This window comes from Methylobacterium nonmethylotrophicum (assembly GCF_004745635.1).
Taxonomy (GTDB): Bacteria; Pseudomonadota; Alphaproteobacteria; order Rhizobiales; family Beijerinckiaceae; genus Methylobacterium; species Methylobacterium nonmethylotrophicum.
Genome location: NZ_SRLB01000006.1, coordinates 334,647 through 353,434, shown reverse-complemented (window position 1 = coordinate 353,434; position 18,788 = coordinate 334,647). Strand labels below are relative to the sequence as shown.

14 protein-coding genes and 1 tRNA gene are annotated in these 18,788 nt (G+C 69.9%); 5 read left to right on the top strand and 10 right to left on the bottom strand.

The window, feature by feature from the left end:
• Nucleotides 1–37: 37 nt before the first annotated feature.
• From EU555_RS10475 to EU555_RS10455, 5 genes are all read left to right on the top strand, one after another.
• The gene (locus EU555_RS10475; RefSeq protein ID WP_135414580.1) at nucleotides 38–424 is read left to right on the top strand and encodes a TIGR02300 family protein; all 387 of its coding nucleotides are present in this window, start codon (nucleotides 38–40) and stop codon (nucleotides 422–424) included.
• 204 nt (nucleotides 425–628) lie between these two features.
• Nucleotides 629–704: transfer RNA gene (locus EU555_RS10470), tRNA-Ala, on the top strand.
• 770 nt (nucleotides 705–1,474) lie between these two features.
• Entirely contained in the window at nucleotides 1,475–1,870 is a 396-nt protein-coding gene (locus EU555_RS10465; RefSeq protein WP_167858504.1) for a transposase, read from the top strand.
• 315 nt (nucleotides 1,871–2,185) lie between these two features.
• Nucleotides 2,186–2,800 (top strand): alpha/beta fold hydrolase, encoded by a 615-nt coding sequence (locus EU555_RS10460; RefSeq protein WP_205820862.1) that lies wholly within the window; start codon nucleotides 2,186–2,188, stop codon nucleotides 2,798–2,800.
• A 76-nt stretch (nucleotides 2,801–2,876) separates the two neighbouring features.
• Nucleotides 2,877–3,584 (top strand): aspartate/glutamate racemase family protein, encoded by a 708-nt coding sequence (locus EU555_RS10455; protein WP_245524229.1) that lies wholly within the window; start codon nucleotides 2,877–2,879, stop codon nucleotides 3,582–3,584.
• Between the two features lie 9 nt (nucleotides 3,585–3,593).
• Here EU555_RS10455 and EU555_RS10450 read toward each other — a convergent pair whose 3' ends face one another.
• The 10 genes from EU555_RS10450 to EU555_RS10405 form a co-directional block, all read right to left on the bottom strand.
• Nucleotides 3,594–6,770 carry a multidrug efflux RND transporter permease subunit gene (locus EU555_RS10450; RefSeq protein WP_135414578.1) on the bottom strand — a complete coding sequence of 1,059 codons (3,177 nt, stop codon included), beginning with the start codon at nucleotides 6,768–6,770 and terminating at the stop codon, nucleotides 3,594–3,596.
• Between the two features lies 1 nt (nucleotide 6,771).
• The gene (locus EU555_RS10445) at nucleotides 6,772–8,025 is read right to left on the bottom strand and encodes an efflux RND transporter periplasmic adaptor subunit (RefSeq protein ID WP_135414577.1); all 1,254 of its coding nucleotides are present in this window, start codon (nucleotides 8,023–8,025) and stop codon (nucleotides 6,772–6,774) included.
• 238 nt (nucleotides 8,026–8,263) lie between these two features.
• Nucleotides 8,264–9,238: an HpcH/HpaI aldolase/citrate lyase family protein gene (locus EU555_RS10440; RefSeq protein WP_135414576.1), complete on the bottom strand. Its 975-nt coding sequence runs from the start codon at nucleotides 9,236–9,238 to the stop codon at nucleotides 8,264–8,266.
• A 367-nt stretch (nucleotides 9,239–9,605) separates the two neighbouring features.
• The gene (locus EU555_RS10435; RefSeq protein ID WP_135414575.1) at nucleotides 9,606–12,347 is read right to left on the bottom strand and encodes a phosphoenolpyruvate carboxylase; all 2,742 of its coding nucleotides are present in this window, start codon (nucleotides 12,345–12,347) and stop codon (nucleotides 9,606–9,608) included.
• A gap of 100 nt (nucleotides 12,348–12,447) precedes the next feature.
• Nucleotides 12,448–13,347, bottom strand: coding sequence for a succinate--CoA ligase subunit alpha (gene sucD / locus EU555_RS10430; protein WP_135414574.1), 900 nt, complete (start codon nucleotides 13,345–13,347; stop codon nucleotides 12,448–12,450).
• A gap of 12 nt (nucleotides 13,348–13,359) precedes the next feature.
• Nucleotides 13,360–14,529: a malate--CoA ligase subunit beta gene (locus EU555_RS10425; protein ID WP_135414573.1), complete on the bottom strand. Its 1,170-nt coding sequence runs from the start codon at nucleotides 14,527–14,529 to the stop codon at nucleotides 13,360–13,362.
• Nucleotides 14,530–14,662: 133 nt separating this feature from the next.
• Nucleotides 14,663–15,301 (bottom strand): methenyltetrahydrofolate cyclohydrolase, encoded by a 639-nt coding sequence (gene fchA / locus EU555_RS10420; RefSeq protein ID WP_135414572.1) that lies wholly within the window; start codon nucleotides 15,299–15,301, stop codon nucleotides 14,663–14,665.
• Entirely contained in the window at nucleotides 15,301–16,164 is an 864-nt protein-coding gene (locus EU555_RS10415; protein WP_135414633.1) for an NADP-dependent methylenetetrahydromethanopterin/methylenetetrahydrofolate dehydrogenase, read from the bottom strand. The genes fchA and EU555_RS10415 overlap by 1 nt, the downstream gene beginning before the upstream one ends.
• Nucleotides 16,165–16,247: 83 nt before the next feature.
• Nucleotides 16,248–17,186 (bottom strand): D-2-hydroxyacid dehydrogenase, encoded by a 939-nt coding sequence (locus tag EU555_RS10410; RefSeq protein ID WP_135414571.1) that lies wholly within the window; start codon nucleotides 17,184–17,186, stop codon nucleotides 16,248–16,250.
• A 169-nt stretch (nucleotides 17,187–17,355) separates the two neighbouring features.
• Nucleotides 17,356–18,543 carry an aminotransferase class V-fold PLP-dependent enzyme gene (locus tag EU555_RS10405; protein ID WP_135414570.1) on the bottom strand — a complete coding sequence of 396 codons (1,188 nt, stop codon included), beginning with the start codon at nucleotides 18,541–18,543 and terminating at the stop codon, nucleotides 17,356–17,358.
• Nucleotides 18,544–18,788: the final 245 nt, after the last annotated feature.

The window sequence follows — 18,788 nt, the reverse complement described above, 5'->3', positions numbered from 1 at the left end:
ACCCACTCTTACCGACATCGACAGGAACGTGATTACCGTGGCCAGACCGGAACTCGGCTTGAAGCGCCAGTGCATGAGCTGCGGCGCGAAGTTCTACGACCTCAGCAGGGACCCCGCCGTGTGCCCGAAATGCGGCACGGTCTATCAGGTCGCCGCCCTCTCCACCACCCGCGTCCCCGCCCCGGCGATCGCCAACCGCGCCCCGCGCGAGGAAGAGGCCGAGGAAGAGGCCGGCGCCCCCGAGATGGTCTCCCTCGACGAGGTCGAGGCCGCCGAGGACGGAGCCGACGTGTCGGTCGACGACGATGCGGATGTGGGCGATGCCGGCACCGACGACGACACCTTCCTGGAGGAGGACGAGGAGAGCGGCGACGACGTCTCCGACTTCATCGACGGCGACATCGAGAGCGACGAGGAATCCTGAACCTCCCGCGGGCGGACCCTCCCGGCTCGCCCAACTCCCTGTCGGACAAGCGGGATTCGCGACAGTCACGAAAACTTCGCGAAGACCCGCCCCGAGGGCTTGTGTCGGGCGCCGCACCCTCCTATACAGCCGCTCACCGGCGGCGGCGCCCTCCCCGAGGGCTTCGAGCCGGTCCCGTGACGGATCCCAAACGTCCGGCGAAGTGGGGCTATAGCTCAGCTGGGAGAGCGCTTGAATGGCATTCAAGAGGTCAGCGGTTCGATCCCGCTTAGCTCCACCATCCCTCGAATCAGACTGATGCAGGACGGCCGCCTCCGCGGCCTTCGTCGTCTCTGGCGTTTCGCCGGTGGAGCCGCGCGACGCGTCGAGGTCGTGGCTGCGCGCCGGACCAGCCCCACCCTGTCGCCGACGAGACGCGCGGAAGGCGTGCCGGTTCGCCGCGCACCATGCGGTCCGATCACGGAGGCCGGATCGCACGTGATCGCGCCACTGGCAGGCTCGGCCACGGGGATGCTTTCGCGCCGGCTCCTGAAATTGTTTCCATCGTGTTTCAGATCGGTCCCGTCGATCGTCGGCGCTCTGTCGCGGGTCCGCATGCCCCAGAGGGCGGCAGCGATCTTCGTCGCGTCAGAATGTTGCGCCGCAACGCAGATCGGCATTGCCGCCGACCATTTTCGCCCTCGATGTGAAACTCTCCCAGGGTTGGGCGGTGAAGGTTCAGATCAGGCGCGGCAATATTTGCGACAGAAATCTCATCATTCGCCCGCAAAAACGCGACCCAACCGTCGATCACTAACCTTTGTTAGCTCATTGGTTGTCTATAGGCAGACTCAGTGATAGCTGCAAGCATTTACAAACCGAAACACCTAATCTCTATAGTAATAAGCCAATAGCTTGCAGTGTACACATGTTAGAACGCAAACGATAGTCGCTGATCGCGGCGGCGCCGCGAGTGCACGCGATCCCATTCCCCTGTTCACGTGGCGATTGAAGAACCAGGTTACCCTTGGTAATATGACCTCAGGGAGCCGCCTGGGCGAGGGGATGTTGATGTTGACGGAGGCGCAGTGGAGCGTGCTCGCACCTTTGCTCGAGGGCTGCCGGCCCCGCGGCAAGACACAGCCTCACGACCTGAAGCGAACCATCGAGGCGATCCTCTGGCGCCACTGGCACGACACCAACTGGCGGGCCGTGCCGGCGCATTACGGGCCGTGGTGGATGGCGGCCCAGACCTTCATCCGCTGGTCGCGCCTCGGTGTCTGGCAGCAGCTCCTCGCCCGTCTTGAGCAGTATTTCGCGGAGGCCGGCCTCCCGGTCCCGGTCATCGACCACGACGAGTTCGCGTTCGGCGGCGCCCGCAAGAAGGAGCTGCAGGACAGCGAGCTGCAGGTGCGCCAGATCGCCAACATGCTGCTGAGCGTGCAGCAGCAGGCGGCGGTGGCCTGAGGGGCGCGATCGCTTCGGCCGGCGGGGCGCGGCCACGGGCGCAGGATGGATCGCTTCGTCGAGGAACGGACACCGCCATGTTCGTCGCCGTGAACGGCGTCCGCCTTTTCTTGGATGTCGAGAATTCCGGGCTGGTCCCCGCGGGCGGCGGCATGCGCGAGAAGCCGACGCTTATGCTCCTGCATGGTGGCCCGGGCTTCGACCACAGCGCCTTCAAGCCCCTCTTCACCCAGCTCACCGACCTGGCGCAGGTGATCTACGACGATCATCGTGGCAACGGTCGCAGCGAGGACGGCGACCGCTCCGCCTGGACGCTTGGACCAGTGGGGCGACGACGTGAAGGGCCTGTGCGACGCCCTGGGCCTCGTGCGGCCGATCGTGCTCGGCGTGTCGTGGGGCGGCTATGTCGCGCAGGCCTATGCGACGCGCCATCCGGATCATCCCGGCAAGCTCGTCCTGGTCAGCACGGCGGCCAAGGTCGAGTTTCCGGCGATCGTCGAGGCGTTCTTGCGGCTCGGCGGACCGGAGGCCGCGCGGATCGCCGAGGCCTACTGGATGGCGCCGACCGCCGAGCGGCGGGCGGAGTACTTCCGCGCCTGCGTGCCGCTCTGCCGTCGGACGCCGCCGGACCCGGACGCGCTGCGGCGCGTGCTGATTCGCCACGACACCGCCCTGCACTTCAACGGCCCCGCCAACGAGCAGGGGCGGATGGATTTCCGGTCGACGCTCGCGCGCCTGCGCTGCCCCGTCCTCGTCATGGCGGGCGACCGTGACCCGATCATGCCGATGGCCTTCAGCGAAGCGCTCGCGGCCGCCCTGCCCCCCGACCACGTGCGGTTGGAGCGTTTCGCGGAGTGCGGCCACGGCGTCTTCGGCGACGCGCCGGAGCGCGCCTTCGCGATCCTGCGCGACTTCATCGAGGCCGCGTGAGCTGACAGGCGCGACACCGGAGGCCATCCTCCGCTGGCCGCGGCTCTCCGGCCACGGCTCCTCGGAGACCTGAGCCATGCCTCACCGGATCACGTCGCACCCGATCGGCATCGTCGCCTGCTCGGCGGAGGGGGCGGCCCTGTGCTACCGCACGATCTGCGCCGAGGGCGAGGCCGCGTTCGGTCCGCACGGGCATCCCGATGTGGCGCTGCACGGCCATTCGCTGGCGGAGTACGTCGTTTGCCTGGAGGCCGGGGATTGGGCGGGTGTTGCCGCGCTGATGCTGTCCTCCGCGGAAAAGCTCGCCGCCGCCGGCGCCACCTTCCTGATCTGCCCGGACAACACCATCCACCAGGCGATGCCGTGGGTCCTGCCGCGCTCGCCGCTGCCCTGGGTTTCCATCGCCGAGGTCGTGGCCGAGGAGGCCGAGCGGCGCGGTTACCGGCGGCTCGGCGTCACCGGCACGCGCTGGCTCGTTGCCGGCGATGTCTATCCCAAGGCCCTGGCGGCGCGCGGGCTCGAACATTACCGGCCGAGCGACGCGGAGCGGGACGAGATCGGCCGCATCATCATGGACGAGCTGGTGCGCGGCATCGTCACGCCGGAGGCACTGGCCTATGGCCAGGGCGTCATCACCCGGATGGCCGCGGCGGGATGCGACGCCGTCATCCTGGGCTGCACCGAGTTGCCGCTGCTCCTCGACGACGACACCTCGCCCCTTCCCACCCTCGATTCGACCCGGCTCCTCGCCCGGGCCGCCCTGAGGCGCGCCTGCACGCCGTGACGGCCCGCCCTACTCCGCCGCCTCGCGCATCTGCGGCGGCGCCTCGTCCTCCGGCGTCTCGTCCTGCGCGTCCGGCCGGTGCGAGCGCCCGGACAGGAAGGCCGAGAGCTTGTCGAGATAGATGTAGATCACCGGCGTGGTGAACAGCGTCAGCACCTGGCTCACCGCGAGGCCGCCCACCATGGCGTAGCCCAGCGGCTGGCGGATCTCCGAGCCGGTGCCGGTGCCGAACATCAGCGGGATGCCGCCGAGGAGCGCCGCCATCGTGGTCATCAGGATCGGACGAAAGCGCAGCAGGGCGGCGCGGCGGATCGCCTCCTCGGGGCCGATCCCCTCGTGGCGCTCGGCCACGATCGCGAAGTCGACCAGCATGATGCCGTTCTTCTTCACGATGCCGATCAGCAGGATGATGCCGATGAGCGCGATCAGGCTGAAGTCGTAGCCGAACAGCAGCAGCATCGCCAGCGCGCCGACGCCGGCCGAGGGCAGGGTCGACAGGATGGTCAGCGGGTGGATGTAGCTCTCGTAGAGGATGCCGAGGATCAGGTAGACCACCACGAGCGCGGCGGCGATCAGGAGCGGCACCGTCGAGAGCGATTGCTGGAACGCCTGGGCGGTGCCCTGGAAGCCCGTCGCCAGGGTCGGCGGCACGCCGAGTTCCTTGGCGGCCTTGTCGATCGCGTCGGTCGCCTGGCCGAGCGCCACGTTCGGGGCGAGGTTGAAGCTGATCGTCACCGACGGGAACTGGCCCTGGTGGCTGATCGAGAGCGGGCGCACCGGCTCGGTGGTCCAGGTCGCGAAGGCGGCGAGCGGCACCTGGCCGCCCGTCGTCGGCGACTTCACGTAGATGTTGCGCAAGCTGTCCGGATTGCCCTGGAGCGAGGGCAGGATCTCCATCACGACGTGGTAGCTGTTGAGCTGCGTGAAGTACTGCGCCACCTGGCGCTGGCCGATCGCGTCGTAGAGCGTGTCGTCGATGAGCTGCGGCGTGATGCCGAAGCGCGAGGCGGCGTCGCGGTTGATCGACAGGGTGAGCGTCGTGCCGCTGGTCTGCTGGTCGGTGGCGACGTCGCGCAGCTCCGGCAGGGTCCTCAGCTTCTCGAGGAGCCGCGGCGACCAGGTGTTGAGCTCGTCGAGGTTCGGGTCCTGCAGCGTGTACTCGAACTGCGTGCGCGAGGAGCGCCCGCCGGTGCGCACGTCCTGCGAGGCTTGGAGGAAGACTTTTACGCCCTCAAGCCGGTCGAGCTTCGGCCGCAGCCGGTTGATGATCTGGAACGCGTCGGCCTCGCGGTGGTCCCTCGGCTTGAGCGTGATGAACATCCGGCCGGAATTGAGCGCCTGGCCGTTGCCGCCGATCGACATCGCGACGCTCGCCACGTCCGGGTCGGCCTGGATCACCTGGCCGACCGCGCGCTGGCGATCCTCCATGGCCGAGAACGAGATGTCCTGCCCGCCCTCGGTGATGCCGATGATCAGGCCCGTATCCTGCTGCGGGAAGAAGCCCTTCGGGATGATCACGAACAGGTAGCCGGTGAGCGCCACCGTGCCCAGAAAGGTCAGGAAGGTGATGACGTGGTGGCGGAGCGCCACGTCGAGGGCGGACTCGTAGGCGTGCAGCATCCCGTCGAAGACGCGCTCGCTCCAGCGGTAGAGCTTCCCGTGATGCTCGGCCTTGTGCTCCTTCAGGAAGCGCGAGGCCATCATCGGGGTCAGCGACAGCGACACGAAGGCCGAGACGCCGATCGTCATCGAGAGCACGACCGCGAACTCGCGGAAGAGCCGGCCGATGATGCCGCCCATGAGCAGCAGCGGGATCAGCACCGCGATCAGCGAGACCGAGATCGACACGATGGTGAAGCCGATCTCGCCGGCGCCCTTGAGCGCCGCCTGCATCGGCTTCATCCCCTCCTCGACGTAGCGGGCGATGTTCTCCAGCACCACGATCGCGTCGTCGACGACGAAGCCGACCGCGATGGTGAGCGCCATCAGCGACAGGTTGTCGAGGGTGTAGCCGGCAAGCCACATCAGGGCGCAGGCGCCGAGCAGGGCCAGCGGCACCGTCACGCTCGGGATGATGGTGGCCCAGACCGAGCGCAGGAACACGAAGATCACCGCCACCACGAGGGCGATGGTGATGAGCAGCGTGAACTGCACGTCCTCGACCGAGGCGCGGATGGTCTGGGTCCGGTCGCTGAGCGTCTTCACCACGATGCCGGCCGGGAGCGCCGCGGTGATGCGGGGCAGTTCGGCCTTGATGCGGTCGACCGTCTCGATGACGTTGGCGCCGGGCTGCTTGAAGATGACCAGGAACACGCCGCGCTGGCCGTTCGCCCAGGCCGCCTGCTTGGCGTCCTCCGGCCCCGCCACCGCCTGGCCGATGTCGCGCACGCGCAGGGGCGCGCCGTTGCGGTAGGCGATGATGACGTCGTTCCAGTCCTTCGAGGCGGTCAGCTGGTCGTTGGCGTAGACCGTGTAGCTGCGGGTCGCGCCGTCGAAATTGCCCTTCGGGTTGTTGACCGTGGTGAGCGAGAGCTGGGTGCGGACGTCCTCCAGCGACAGGTCCTTGGCGACGAGCTTCGCCGGATCGATCTGGATGCGCACCGCCGGCTTCTGCTGCCCGCCGATCAGCACCTGGCCGACGCCCGAGACCTGGCTGATCCGCTGCGCCAGCTGCACGTCGGCAGCGTCGTCGACCTCGATCAGCGGCAGGGTGTCGGAGGTGGCCGAGAGCAGCAGGATCGGCGAGTCGGCCGGGTTCACCTTGCGGTAGGTCGGCGGGCTCGGCAGGGTTTTCGGGAGCTGCCCGCCGGCGGCGTTGATCGCCGCCTGGATGTCGTTCGCCGCCGCGTCGATGTTGCGGTTGAGGTCGAACTGCACCGTGATCGACGAGATGCCGAGCGCGCTCGTCGAGGTCATCTGGCTGACGCCGGGGATCTGGGCGAATTGCCGCTCCAGCGGCTGGGCCACCGAGGACGCCATGGTCTCGGGGCTGCCGCCGGGCAGCTGCGCCGTCACCTGGATCGTCGGGAAGTCGACCTGCGGCAGCGGCGCCACGCCGAGCAGCGGGTAGGCCACGATGCCGATGAACAGGATCCCCGCCATGATGAGCGAGGTCGCGATCGGGAATCGGATGAAGTAGCCGGAGACGCCGCTGCGCGCGCTCTCCTGCCCGGAACCGAACTGCATGTCAGCGCGCCTCGCTCTGCGCCAGGGCGGCGTTGCCCGCCTGCCGGGCTTCCTGCGGGTGCGCCTCTTGTTGTCGCGCCTCCTGGCCCGCGGGCTTCGACTCGCCGACGAGCGCGCCCTCCTGCACCCGCGACTGGCCGCGCCAGATCACGGTCTGGCCCGGCGTCAGGCCCTTGAGCACCTGGGTGCGCCCATCGGTGGAGCGCCCGACCATGACCGCCTGCATGCGGGCACGCTTCTGGTCGTCGACCACGAAGGCGTAGAGCCCCTTCGGCCCGTGCTGCACCGCGTCGTCCGGCACCGTGACGGCATCGGGGATCGTGCCGGTGCGCATCCGGGTCGAGACCGACAGGCCCGGCCACAGGGCGTGGTCCTTGTTGGCGAAGGAGGCCTTGAGCCGCACCGTGCCGGTGGCGGTGTCGACCTGGTTGTTGACGAGGTCGAGGCGCCCGTCGGAGAGCTTCGTCAGGCCGTCGGTGCTCCAGGCCTCGACCGGCACCGGGCCTGCGGCGAGCGCCTTCGTCACCTCGCGCAGCTGCTCCTCGGGCGCGGTGTAGACGACGAAGATCGGCTCGACCTGGGTGATGGTGACGATCGCGGTCTGCTGCGCCGCGTTGACGATGTTGCCGACATCGATCTGGCGGAAGCCCGTGACGCCGTCGATCGGCGCCTGGATCGTCGCGTAGGAGAGCTGCGCCGTCGCGTTGTCGATCGCCGCCTGGTCGGAGGCGACCTGGGCGGTGAGCTGGCTCACCTGCGCCCCTTGCGTCTCGGTCTGCTGGCGCGAGGCGTAGTCGCCGAGCTTGGTGTAGCGCTCGAGGTCGGCCTTGGCGTTCTTCAGGTTGGCCTCGTCCTGGGTCTTCTTCGCCCTCGCCTGGTCGAGGGCGGCCTGGTACTGTCGCGGGTCGACCTGGGCGAGAAGGTCCCCCTTCTTCACCACCTGGCCTTCGCGAAAGCCGATCTTCAGGATCTCGCCGTCGACCCGGCTGCGCACCTGCACGGTGTTGTAGGCCTGCACCGTGCCGAGGCTGCCGAGCACCACGCCGAACGGCCCCTGCTCGACCTGCGCGAAGGTGACCGGCACCGGGGCGGGGGCCCGCGCGGCGGGTTTCGGAGCCTCCGCGTGCGGGCGGTGCTGCCACGCATAGGCGCCGCCGGCCCCTGCCAGGACCACGAGGGCCAGCAGCCATCCACCGCGCCGGCGCGTCTTCGGGCCAGCGCTGTTCTCGGGGCCGACGCCCTGATCTGATCTCATCGGTCGCGCGCTTCCACAAGTCCGGAGCCGGGCCGCGACAAGCCCGAGGGCAAGATCGATGGACCCTCGGGGACGGCCGCGCGGACCGGCATCCATCAGACGTATGACAGTCGACTGTTTCTGCAGTATGCGAGGCCCGTGCGTCGTTTCTGCGCGGCGAGCAAGCCTGGCATTCGCGAGCCCGGGACGGCGTCGCGCCGTCCCGCCATCGTTCCGGTCCGGTCTTCCGACGGTCTCGTCAGGCCCGCGCCATCGCGTCGGCCTTGCCGATCAGCGCCTCGGCCATGCGGATCGACGCGATGTCGATGAGCCGCCCGTCGAGCGAGACGGCGCCGCGCCCGGCCTTGGCCGCCTCCTCCATCGCCGCGAGGATGCGCCGGGCCTTGGTCACCTCCGCCTCGCTCGGGGTGAAGACCTCGTTCGCGAGATCGATCTGCGAGGGGTGGATCGCCCACTTGCCCTCGAAGCCGAGCGCCGCGCAGCGGCGCGCCGCGGAGCGGTAGCCGTCCGGATCGGAGAAGTCGCCGAACGGCCCGTCGATCGGGCGCAGGCCATAGGCCCGGCAGGCGACAAGCATCCGGTTCTGGGCAAACAGCCACGGATCCTGCCAATGGGTCTGGCGCCCGCCCGCCTCGTCCTTGTCGGTCAGGACGGAATAATCCGGGTTGACGCCGCCGATCACGGTCGAGCGGGCGCGCAACGAGGCCGCGTAGTCGGCGACGCCGAACGACATCGCCTCGAGCCGCTTCGAGGACTGGGCGATCGCCTCGACATTGGCCATGCCCAGCGCCGTCTCGATCAGCACCTCGAAGCCGATCCGCTTCTCGCGGCGCTTCGCCTGCTCGATCTGGCTCACCAGCACGTCGATCGCGTAGACGTCCGCCGGCACGCCGACCTTCGGGATCAGGATCATGTCGAGGCGCGGGCAGGCCTCCACGATGTCGATCACGTCGCGGTACATGTAGTGGGTGTCGAGCCCGTTGATGCGGATCATCATCGTCTTCGTCCCCCAGTCGATCTCGTTGAGGGCCTGGACGATGTTTTTCCGCGCCTGCTCCTTGTCGTCGGGCGCGACCGCGTCCTCGAGGTCGAGGAAGATCACGTCGGCGGCGGATTTCGCCGACTTCTCCATGAAGGTCGGGTTCGAGCCCGGCACCGCCAGCTCGGAGCGGTGCAGGCGGGGCGTGGCCTGCTGGACGAGGGTGAAGCTCATCGGGGTTCCTCGGTGTGGTTGCCTGGCATTCCGCAAGGGACGGTTGGGCAGCGTAGCAGAAGGCGGAATTTCTCCACCTCGCCTGCGCGAAGGTGTCCGGAAAAAGAAAAGGCGCGGGTTTTCCCCTCTCCCCGCGGGCGGGGAGAGGGCTGCGTCTCCGTTCAGGAGATGCGGCGAGCTGCGAACCGCAGGTTCGCCGCGAAGGTGAGGGGGTGTCTCCGGATGAGGCTCCTTCGGAAGCACCCCCTCACCCTCGCTCGGGCCTCGCCTCCGCTTGCCGCGTTCCCTGGACGGGAACACGGCCCTCTCCCCGCCCGCGGGGAGAGGAGAAGATGGCGCCTCATCCGGCAACGGATCGGGTGCCGCCTCACCCCGTCGCCCCGAACCCGGTCGCGACGCAGTTGATCGACAGGAGCAGGGCGGATTTCAGGGTCTCGCGCCTGGCCTCGTCGGTCTCGGCCCTGAAGCGGCGCAGGAGGTCGACCTGCTCGCGGCTGACCTGGTTGAGCACCGGCAGCCGCTCGGTGAGCCGGCCGCGATAGAGCGGGAAGCGCTCGGCGAGGGTCGGCGCGCCGCTGACCTCCAGCGCCATCGCGCAGGTCAGGCGGTACTCCGCCTCGATCATCCCGAAGATCGCCTCCCGCGCGTCCTCGTCGGGACAGAGCGCCGCGAAGGCGCGGGCGAGGTCGAGGTCGACGGTGAGCAGGGTCTTCTCCACCTCGTCCATGATCAGGCGAAAGAGGCGCGACTCTGCGAACATTCGGCGCAGCAATGCCCGGCCGGCCTCGCCCCGCACGTCGAGGAGGCTCCGGAGGCCGCTGCCGACCCCGTACCAGCCGGTGATGCCGTGCCGGTTCTGGCTCCAGGCGAACACCCAAGGGATCGCCCGGAGGTCGGCCAGGCTGCGGGCGCCGAAGCGGCGGGCCGGCCGCGAACCGATGTTGAGAAGCGCGATCTCGTCGAGCGGGCTCGCGGCGCCGAAATAGGTCACGAGGTCCGGGTGCGTGAGGAGCCGGGCATAGGCCGCCCGCGAGGCACCGGAGAGCGCCTCCATCACGTCGTCGATTTCGGGGTTCGCCGCCGGAGCATCGTCGTCGAGGGCGTGGTCGAGCACCGCCGAGGCGAGGAGCTCCATCTGGTAGGCGGCGGTGCCCCGGTTGGCGTACTTGAACGACACCACCTCGCCCTGCTCGGTGGTGCGGAAGCGGCCCCGGATCGAGCCCGGCGGCTGGGCGGCGATGGCCCGGGCGGTGGGCGCCCCGCCCCGGCTGACCGAGCCGCCGCGGCCGTGGAAGAACGCGATGCCGATCCCGGCCTCCTCGCCGACCTGGGTCAGAAGACGCTGCGCCTTCGCCAGCTCCCAGTTCGCCGCGACGAAGCCGCCGTCCTTGTTCGAATCCGAGTAGCCGATCATCACCTCCTGCACCCCGCCCTGGCGGCGGGCGGAGCGGCGCACCACCGGGATCCGCAGCAGCGCCCGCATGATCGCGGGCGCGGCGCGCAGGTCGTCGATGGTCTCGAACAGCGGCACGATCGGCAGCGGGCAGACCTCGACGCCGGCCGCGTCGAGGAAGACCCCGGCCGTCTTCGCCAGGAGGTAGATGCCCAGGATGTCGGGCACCGAATGGGTCATCGACAGCACGAAGGCCCCGAAGGCCTCGCGGTCGAGGCTGCCGCGCATCTCCGCCACCAGCCGGAACGTTCGAAGCGTCTCCTGCGCCTCCTCCGGCAGGTCCGCGAGGTCGGGCAGGCCGTCGAGCGGACGGGCGAGCTCGGTCTCCAGCCAGTCCGTCCAGGCCGGGGCGTCGACGTCCGGCGGCTCTCCCCCCTGCTCGCGGCGCCAAAGGGCCTGGAGCGCCCGGGTGGTGCGGGTGGTGTTCTCGCGGATGTCGAGCCGCACGGTCGAGAAGCGGAAGATCTCGACCATCCGGCGCACCGGCCGCACCATGTTCCCGGCGAGCGGCGGGCACCCGGCCTCGGCGAGGCCGCGCTCCAGGCTGCGCAGGTCCTCGATCAGGTCGTCGGCATCGGCGTAGCCCGGGCACGCCGCATCCCCGGCAGGCTCCTCCGCGAGCCCGGCGATCGTCGCGTCGAGGCGCCGCCGCAGGCAGGTCAGGAACTGCCGGTAGGGCTCGCCCGGGTTGCGCCGCGCGATGGCATCGCCGTCCGGCTGAAGGGCGAGCTGGCGGGCGAGGGCGGCCCGGAACTCGTCCGGCACCGGCAGGGCGCGCTCGCTGATCGACAGGGTGCGGCCGAGGCCGGTGAGGCCGTCGCGGTAGCGCCGAAGGCTCGCGAGCGCGTTGCGCCGCAGCGTGCGCCGGGTGACCTCGGCGGTGACGAAGGGATTGCCGTCGCGGTCGCCGCCGATCCAGGAGCCGAACTGGAAGAAGGCCGGCACCTCGGCGGTCCGGGCCCCCGGATAGGCGCTGCGCAGAGCCTCCTCGAGCGAGACCAGGGTCTCGGGCAGCATCTCGAACAGCGTCTCGTCGAAGAAGTGCAGCCCCCAGGCCACCTCCCGATCGACGGTCGGCTTCTCGAGATGCAGTTCGCCGGTCATCCAGACCAGCTCGATCTGGTCGCGCAGGTCGTCCATCAGGGCGTGGCGCTCGCGCTCGGTCCAGCGCGGCATCTCCAGCTCCTTCAGGATCAGGTAGATGCGCCGGAACTTCTCCAGCACCGTGACGCGCTTGGCCTCGGTCGGATGCGCCGTCAGGGTCGGGCGCACCCGCAGCGACCCGAGGAGCTGGTGCACCGTCTCGGGCGGCACGCCCCGCGCGGCGGCCCGGGCGAGGACCGCGCTGAAGGAGTTCTTCAGGTGGTCGCGCCCCTCCGTGCGCTCGACGTGGCGGCGCCGGCGCATGGCGGTGTTCTGCTCGGCGATGGCGATCAGCTGGAACCAGATGCCCTGGACCTGCAGCGCCCGCGCGGTCAGCTCCGGCGACATCCCGGCAAGGTCCGCCTGCCCTTGCAGCACCGCCTCCAGCTCCGGCTGGTGGCGCCGGCAGACATCGACCAAGGAGCGGAAGAGCACGTCGAGGGCAGCCCGGTCGTCGGTGCCGGTGATCACCGGCGGGACGAAGGGCGTGTCGGGGGTCGGGATGTGGGTCATCGGGGTCTCCCCGGTTGGGGCGAGGGAGGGTCTTTGGGGGTATGCGCTGCCTCCCCTCTCCCGTGTGGGAGAGGGGAGGCAGCGCTTCACGGGTTGCCTGTCACGCCGCCTTCCGGCGCCCCGCCATCACCTTCGCCATGGTGGTGCCGAAGGCGCCCGGGCTCGGCGCGACGGTGAGGCCGTAGGAGCGCATGATCTCGGCCTTCTCGGCGGCGCTGTCGCCGGCGGCCGAGATGATCGCGCCGGCGTGCCCCATCTTGCGGCCCTTCGGGGCGGTGAGCCCGGCCACGAAGCCGACCACGGGCTTTCTCATGTTCTCCCGGATCCAGGCCGAGGCCTCGGCCTCCTGGGGGCCGCCGATCTCGCCGATCATCAGCACCGCGGCGGTGTCCGGGTCCTCCTCGAACAGGGCGAGGTGGTCGAGGAAGGACGAGCCGTTGATCGGGTCGCCGCCGATGCCGACCGAGGTCGAGATGCCGAGGCCCACCGCCTTCATCTGGGCGGCGGCCTCGTAGCCGAGCGTCCCGGAGCGGGAAATCACCCCGACATTGCCCTTCAGGTAGATGTGGCCCGGCATGATGCCGAGCATCGCCTTGCCGGGCGAGATGATGCCGGCGCAGTTCGGCCCGACCACCATCGGGCGGCGCTCCCTCGGGTAGCGCCGCAGGTAGCGCTTGACCCGCATCATGTCCTGGGCCGGGATGCCGTCGGTGATCGAGCAGATCAGCCGGATGCCGGCATCCGCCGCCTCCATGATGGCGTCCGCCGCGAAGGGCGGGGCCACGAAGGTGATGCTGGCCTCCGCCCCCGTCTCGCGCACCGCCTGGCGGACCGTGTCGAAGACCGGCACGCCGTGCTCGGTGCGCCCGCCCTTGCCGGGGGTGACGCCGGCCACGACTTTGCTGCCGTACTCGATCATCTCGCGGGCGTGGAAGCTGCCCTTGTCCCCGGTGATGCCCTGGACCAGGATCCGGGTCGTCTCGTCGATCAGGATGCTCATCGGGCGTCCTCCTCAATGGGTGGTGCGGACGGCCGCGACGGCCTTCTCGGCCGCCTCGGTCAGGGTGTCGGCGGTGATGAGGTCGAGGCCGCTCTTCTCCAGGATCGCCTTGCCGGCCTCGACGTTGGTGCCGGCCAGCCGGACCACGAGGGGCACGCCGAGCCGCACCTCCCGGGCCGCCTGGACGACGCCCTCGGCGATCCAGTCGCAGCGGTTGATGCCCGCGAAGATGTTGACGAGGATCGCCTTCACGTTCGGGTCGGAGAGGACGAGGCGGAAGGCCGTCGCGACGCGCTGGGGCGAGGCGCCGCCGCCGACGTCGAGGAAGTTCGCCGGCTCGCCGCCCGCGTGCTTGATCATGTCCATGGTCGCCATGGCGAGGCCGGCGCCGTTGACGATGCAGCCGATCTCGCCCTCGAGGCCGATGTAGTTCAGGTTGTGCTCGGCGGCCTGGGCCTCGCGCGGGTCGCTCTGCGAGGGGTCGTGCATGTCGGCAATCGTGCGGCGCCGGAAGAGCGCGTTGTCGTCGAACGACATCTTGGCATCCAACGCCAGGACCCGGTCGTCCCGGGTCACGACGAGCGGGTTGATCTCCAGCATCGTGGCGTCGCAATCACGGAACGCCCGGTAGGCGCTCAGGATCGTCTTCACGGCGGCGCCGACCTGCTTGGGCGACAGGCCGAGCTGGAAGGCGAGCTCGCGCGCCTCGAAGGGCTGCAAGCCGACCGCCGGCTCGACCACCACCTGCAGCAGCGCGTCGGGATCGGTCGCGGCAATCTCCTCGATGTCCATGCCGCCGGCCTTCGAGGCGACGACGCGCACCCGCTCGACCTTCCGGTCGAGGACGATGCCGAGATAGAGCTCGCGCTCGAACGGATCGGCGGTCTCGACATAGACCCGCTGCACCGGCTTGCCCTCCGGGCCGGTCTGGTGCGTGACGAGGCGCCGGCCGAGCAGGTCCTTGGCAGCGTCCCGGACCTCGTGGGTGGTCCGGCACAGCCGGATGCCGCCGGCCTTGCCGCGGGCGCCGGCATGGATCTGCGCCTTCACCGCCCAGTGCCCGCCGCCCAGCTCGGTGGCGGCGTAGACCGCCTGGTCGGGGCTGAAGGCCACGGCGCCCTTCGGGATCGGCACGCCGAAGCTCGCGAGCAGTTCCTTGGCCTGGTACTCGTGCACGTCCATGGCGTCCTCCTGTCGTTCGGGCAAAGGCCTCCCGTTCCGGGCGCGAGGGACCTCCTCGCGCCCGGCTGAAAAGCTCGGTGCGTTGTTGCGATGACCGTCTCGCCCGATCGGCCGACCGGGCGATTTATGACACTTAGGTCAGCTTCGACTTCACCAGGCCATAGACCCGCTCGGTCAGGGCGTCGGCGCCGTCGAGGGCCCGGGCGAGATCGGCGAGGCGCTCTTCCGCGAAGCCCCGGTCCTCGATCGCCTTGGCGTTCACGTAGACGTTGAGCGCCGCGCTGCGCAGGCCGGCCTGGGCCGCCAGCACCGCGACGCCGGCATCGCTCACCACGTTGGGGTTGCCGCGCTCGGCCACCCCCTCGCAGAGGTCGATCACCGCCCGGCAGGCCTGGGCGCAGGCGAGCGGCACGTCGGTGGCGAGCCGCAGGGCGTCCTGGATGGCGGCCGCGCGGGCCGCCTTCTCGTCGTCGCTCGCCTTCGGCAACCCGTAGGCGCCCATCACCGCGTCGAACGCGGTCACGTCCTCGGCGATCATGCCGGTGAGCCGGGCCCGCAAGGTCTCCGCGCGGTCGCGGGTCGCGATCATCTCGGCCTCGACCTCGGCGTACTTCTTCTTGCCGATGGTGAGGTTGCAGACCATCGAGACCAGGGCCGCCCCCATGGCGCCGGAGATCGCCGCCGCGCCGCCCCCGCCGGGGGTCGGCCGTTCGCTCGCCAGCGCGTCGAGGAAGCCCGGGATCGTGTCCTCGGAAGCAGAATCTTGCGCCATCACGCCATCTCTTTCGCGAGCGCGTAGATCTCTTCCGCGTCGAGGACCAGCTCGGTGCTCTCGAACAGTTTCGCGATGCAGGCCCGGTGCAGCTTGAGCTTCAGCCCGCCGATGCCGAGCGCCCCGAACACGGTCCGGCCATGGCGCTCCTTGCCCTTGTCGGTGGCCTCGATGCCGGCAAAGCCGAGCGGCGGCTGGGCGTTGTAGTCGGCGATGAAGCGCAACGCGTGCGCACCGGTCCACTGCGCCTCGGAGGCGAGTTCGAGCCCGATGGCGCCGGCCGCGAAGGCGACCTCGGCCTCGGCCAGGGCCGCGCCGCGGGATTCGGCGTCCGGGGTCTCGATCGCCCGGATCGCGACCTTGAAGCGGGCCTCGATGGCTTTTGCGGCTTCCTGCGCCTTGCCGAGCTGGCGGCCGGCGAGGGTCACGCTGGCGCCCTCCTTCGCGAGCAGGGCCGCCGAGCGCATGCCGACCGGGCCGGTGCCGGCGAGCACCAGGGCGCGCTTGCCCTCGAGCGAGCCCGCCGCCTTGGCGACGAGGGCGACGCCCGCCGCCGCGGTGGTGTTCGAGCCGTTGGAATCGAGCATGCACGAGACGCGGAACGGGCCGAAGAAGCGCTTGCGCACCGCCTTGAACACCGCCTCGCCGGCCGCCATGCTGCCGCCGCCGACGAAGATCGCGGTCGACTTCTTCTCCGCGCCGCCGCGGGTGTAGATCGTGCCGTCGACGAGCGCCCCGACGTTGTCGGGCGTGACGTTCGGGTAGCCGGTGATCACGTCGGCGCCGCCGTCATAACCCACCACCACGTCGAACACGCTCGGCATCGGGTCGGTGTCGAACTGGAACAGGAGTTTCTTCATCATCATCCTTTCCGCCGCGGGGCCGTCACGCCCGCGCGGGGCATCCATTCTTGCGGATCGGAAGCGGGTTAGCTCTCCCGCCCGTCCTACTCCACCACGTTCTGCGGCCGGCCGGCCACGAAGGCCTCGATGTTGTCGACGAGCTGGTCGGCCAGGATCTGCATGGCCTGCCTGCTCGCCCAGGCGACGTGGGGGGTGATGATCAGGTTCGGCAGGTCGAGGGCGAGCAGCGGGTTGTCGTCCCGCGGCGGCTCGCTGGTGAGAACGTCGAAGCCCGCGCCTCCGATCGTGCCCGCGGTCAGGGCCTCGGCGAGCGCCGCCTCGTCCACGAGGCCGCCGCGGGCGGTGTTGATGAGGATCGCGTCGCGCTTCATCCGGGACAGCTCGTCCCGCCCGATCATGTTGCGGGTCTCCGGGGTCAGAGGCGCATGAAGGGTGATGACGTCGCTCTCGCGGATGATCGTGTCGAGGTCGACGAGGCCGGGCTGGGGCATCACGTCGTAGGCCAGCACCCGCATGCCGAGCGCCTCGGCCCGCTGGCCGATCGACTTGCCGAGCGCCCCGTAGCCGACGATGCCGAGGGTCGAGCCGGCGACGTCCCGGATCGGGTAGTCGAAGTAGCAGAAATGCCGAGCCCGCCCCCAGTCGCCGCGCCGGACCGAGTTGGCATAGGGAACGATCGCCCGGCGCAACGCGAAGATCAGCCCGATCACGTGCTCCGGCACGGTGTTGAAGGCGTAGTTGCGGACGTTGACGACCGTGATGCCGCGCGCCTTGGCCGCCGCCTTGTCGACCACGTCGGTGCCGGTCGCCGCGACCGCGATCAGCTTGAGGTCCGGCAGCTGCGCCAGGGTGTCTTCCCGCATCGGCACCTTGTTGATGATCGCGATGTCGGCGCCCTGGAGCCGCGCGACGATCTCGCCCGGCGCCGTCACCGGGTGCTCGACGTAATCGTGCGGGAAATCCGGGCGCCGCAAGGTGGCGTCCAAAGTTTCGCGGTCGAGGAAGACGATGCGGTGGGACATGTCGGTCTCCGGCGGGCTTCCGAATCATCGCTCCGGCGCGGGAGCGGGGCGTGGCGCGTCAGAATGGCATGGCGGGCCGGGGCGGGGCAGCCGGTTTCACGGATAGAGCGCACTCCCCTCCCCGGGCGATCCCGGGCTTGCCCGGAATCGCCCGGGGAGGGAGAAACGCCTAACCCTCCCGTCCCTTCCGGAACTGCTCCTGCGCCGCCGCGACGCCGCTTCCCGGCTCGATCCGGATGCCGGCATCCCGCATCGCCATCTCGCAGCCGGAGAGCGCGCCGAGCAGCATCAGCTCGTTGAGGTCGCCGAGATGGCCGATGCGGAAGAGCTTGCCGGCGACCTTCGACAGGCCGGCCCCGAGGGCGAGGTCGTAGCGGCGATAGGCGATGTCGATCACCTCGGCGCCGTTGATCCCCTCCGGCACCATCACGGCGCTCACCGTATCGGAATGCCACTTCGGATCCTTCGCGCAGAGCGTCAGGCCCCAGGCCCGCACCGCCGCGCGGGCGCCGTCGGCCAGCCGCCGGTGGCGGGCGACGACCTGCTCCAGCCCCTCCTCCGACAGGCAGCGCAGGGCCTCGCGCAGGCCGTAGAGCAGCGGCAGCGGCGGGGTGTAGGGGAAGTAGCCGGTGGCGTTGGCCTTGGTCTGGTCGGCGAAGTCGAAATAGGCGCGCCGGCACTCGGCGGTCTTGGCGGCCTCGAGCGCGCGCCTGCTGGCGCAGACGATGCCGAGGCCCGCCGGCAGCATCAGCCCCTTCTGCGAGCCGGTGATGGCGCAGTCGACGCCCCATTCGTCGGCGCGGAAGTCGATGCTGCCGATCGACGAGACGCCGTCGACGTAGAGCATCGCCGGATGGCCCGCCGCGTCGATCGCCCGCCGCACCGCGCCGATATCCGAGGTGACGCCGGTGGCGGTCTCGTTGTGGACCACCAGCACCGCCTTGATCCGGTGCTCGCGGTCGGCCCGCAGGGCCTCCTCGATCCGCGCCGGATCGGCGCCGGCGCCCCATTCCTCGTCCTGGATCACGACGTCGAGGCCGACCCGCTGGGCGAGGTCGATCCACAGGGTGCTGAACTGGCCGAAGCGCGGCGCCAGGACCCGGTCGCCGGGGGAGAGCGTGTTGGTGAGCGCCGCCTCCCAGGCGCCGGTGCCGCTCGACGGGAACAGGAAGATCTGACCCTCGCGGGACTTGAAGATCGCCTTCGTGTCCTCGAACAGTGGCCGTGTCAGCTCGGGAAAGGAGGACGAGCGGTGGTCTTCCATCGGCACGATCATCGCGCGCTGGACCCGCTCCGGCACGTTGGTCGGGCCCGGAACGAACAGGAAGTTGCGGCCCGGGCGTCTCGATCCTGCCATGGTGTCCTCCAGCCTCTCGTGTTCGGACGGTTTCCGTCGTCCGCTTCCTGAAAATCGGCGCGCTCGGTCGTGTCGGCCGTGCGAGGAGGCGGCCGACGAGTGTCGTCATGGGTGTGTGACGGACGCAATGCCCCAAAGGTCACCGCGTCGTTCATCGCCGCCCGTGCCGCCGGCCCGCCGCGTCGGCGCGACTATGCGGGCGCGGAGTCCAGAAGGAAAATTGAAAAAACTTGGGCCCATCTTCA

Bases quoted from the DNA above. Each gene is read 5' to 3' on its own strand.
- EU555_RS10465 (WP_167858504.1), top strand. From the start codon at position 1,475: ATGTTGACGGAGGCGCAGTGGAGCGTGCTCGCACCTTTGCTCGAGGGC.
- EU555_RS10455 (WP_245524229.1), top strand. From the start codon at position 2,877: ATGCCTCACCGGATCACGTCGCACCCGATCGGCATCGTCGCCTGCTCG.
- EU555_RS10450 (WP_135414578.1), bottom strand. From the start codon at position 6,770: ATGCAGTTCGGTTCCGGGCAGGAGAGCGCGCGCAGCGGCGTCTCCGGC.
- EU555_RS10445 (WP_135414577.1), bottom strand. From the start codon at position 8,025: ATGAGATCAGATCAGGGCGTCGGCCCCGAGAACAGCGCTGGCCCGAAG.
- EU555_RS10440 (WP_135414576.1), bottom strand. From the start codon at position 9,238: ATGAGCTTCACCCTCGTCCAGCAGGCCACGCCCCGCCTGCACCGCTCC.
- EU555_RS10435 (WP_135414575.1), bottom strand. From the start codon at position 12,347: ATGACCCACATCCCGACCCCCGACACGCCCTTCGTCCCGCCGGTGATC.
- sucD (WP_135414574.1), bottom strand. From the start codon at position 13,347: ATGAGCATCCTGATCGACGAGACGACCCGGATCCTGGTCCAGGGCATC.
- EU555_RS10425 (WP_135414573.1), bottom strand. From the start codon at position 14,529: ATGGACGTGCACGAGTACCAGGCCAAGGAACTGCTCGCGAGCTTCGGC.
- fchA (WP_135414572.1), bottom strand. From the start codon at position 15,301: ATGGCGCAAGATTCTGCTTCCGAGGACACGATCCCGGGCTTCCTCGAC.
- EU555_RS10415 (WP_135414633.1), bottom strand. From the start codon at position 16,164: ATGATGAAGAAACTCCTGTTCCAGTTCGACACCGACCCGATGCCGAGC.
- EU555_RS10410 (WP_135414571.1), bottom strand. From the start codon at position 17,186: ATGTCCCACCGCATCGTCTTCCTCGACCGCGAAACTTTGGACGCCACC.
- EU555_RS10405 (WP_135414570.1), bottom strand. From the start codon at position 18,543: ATGGCAGGATCGAGACGCCCGGGCCGCAACTTCCTGTTCGTTCCGGGC.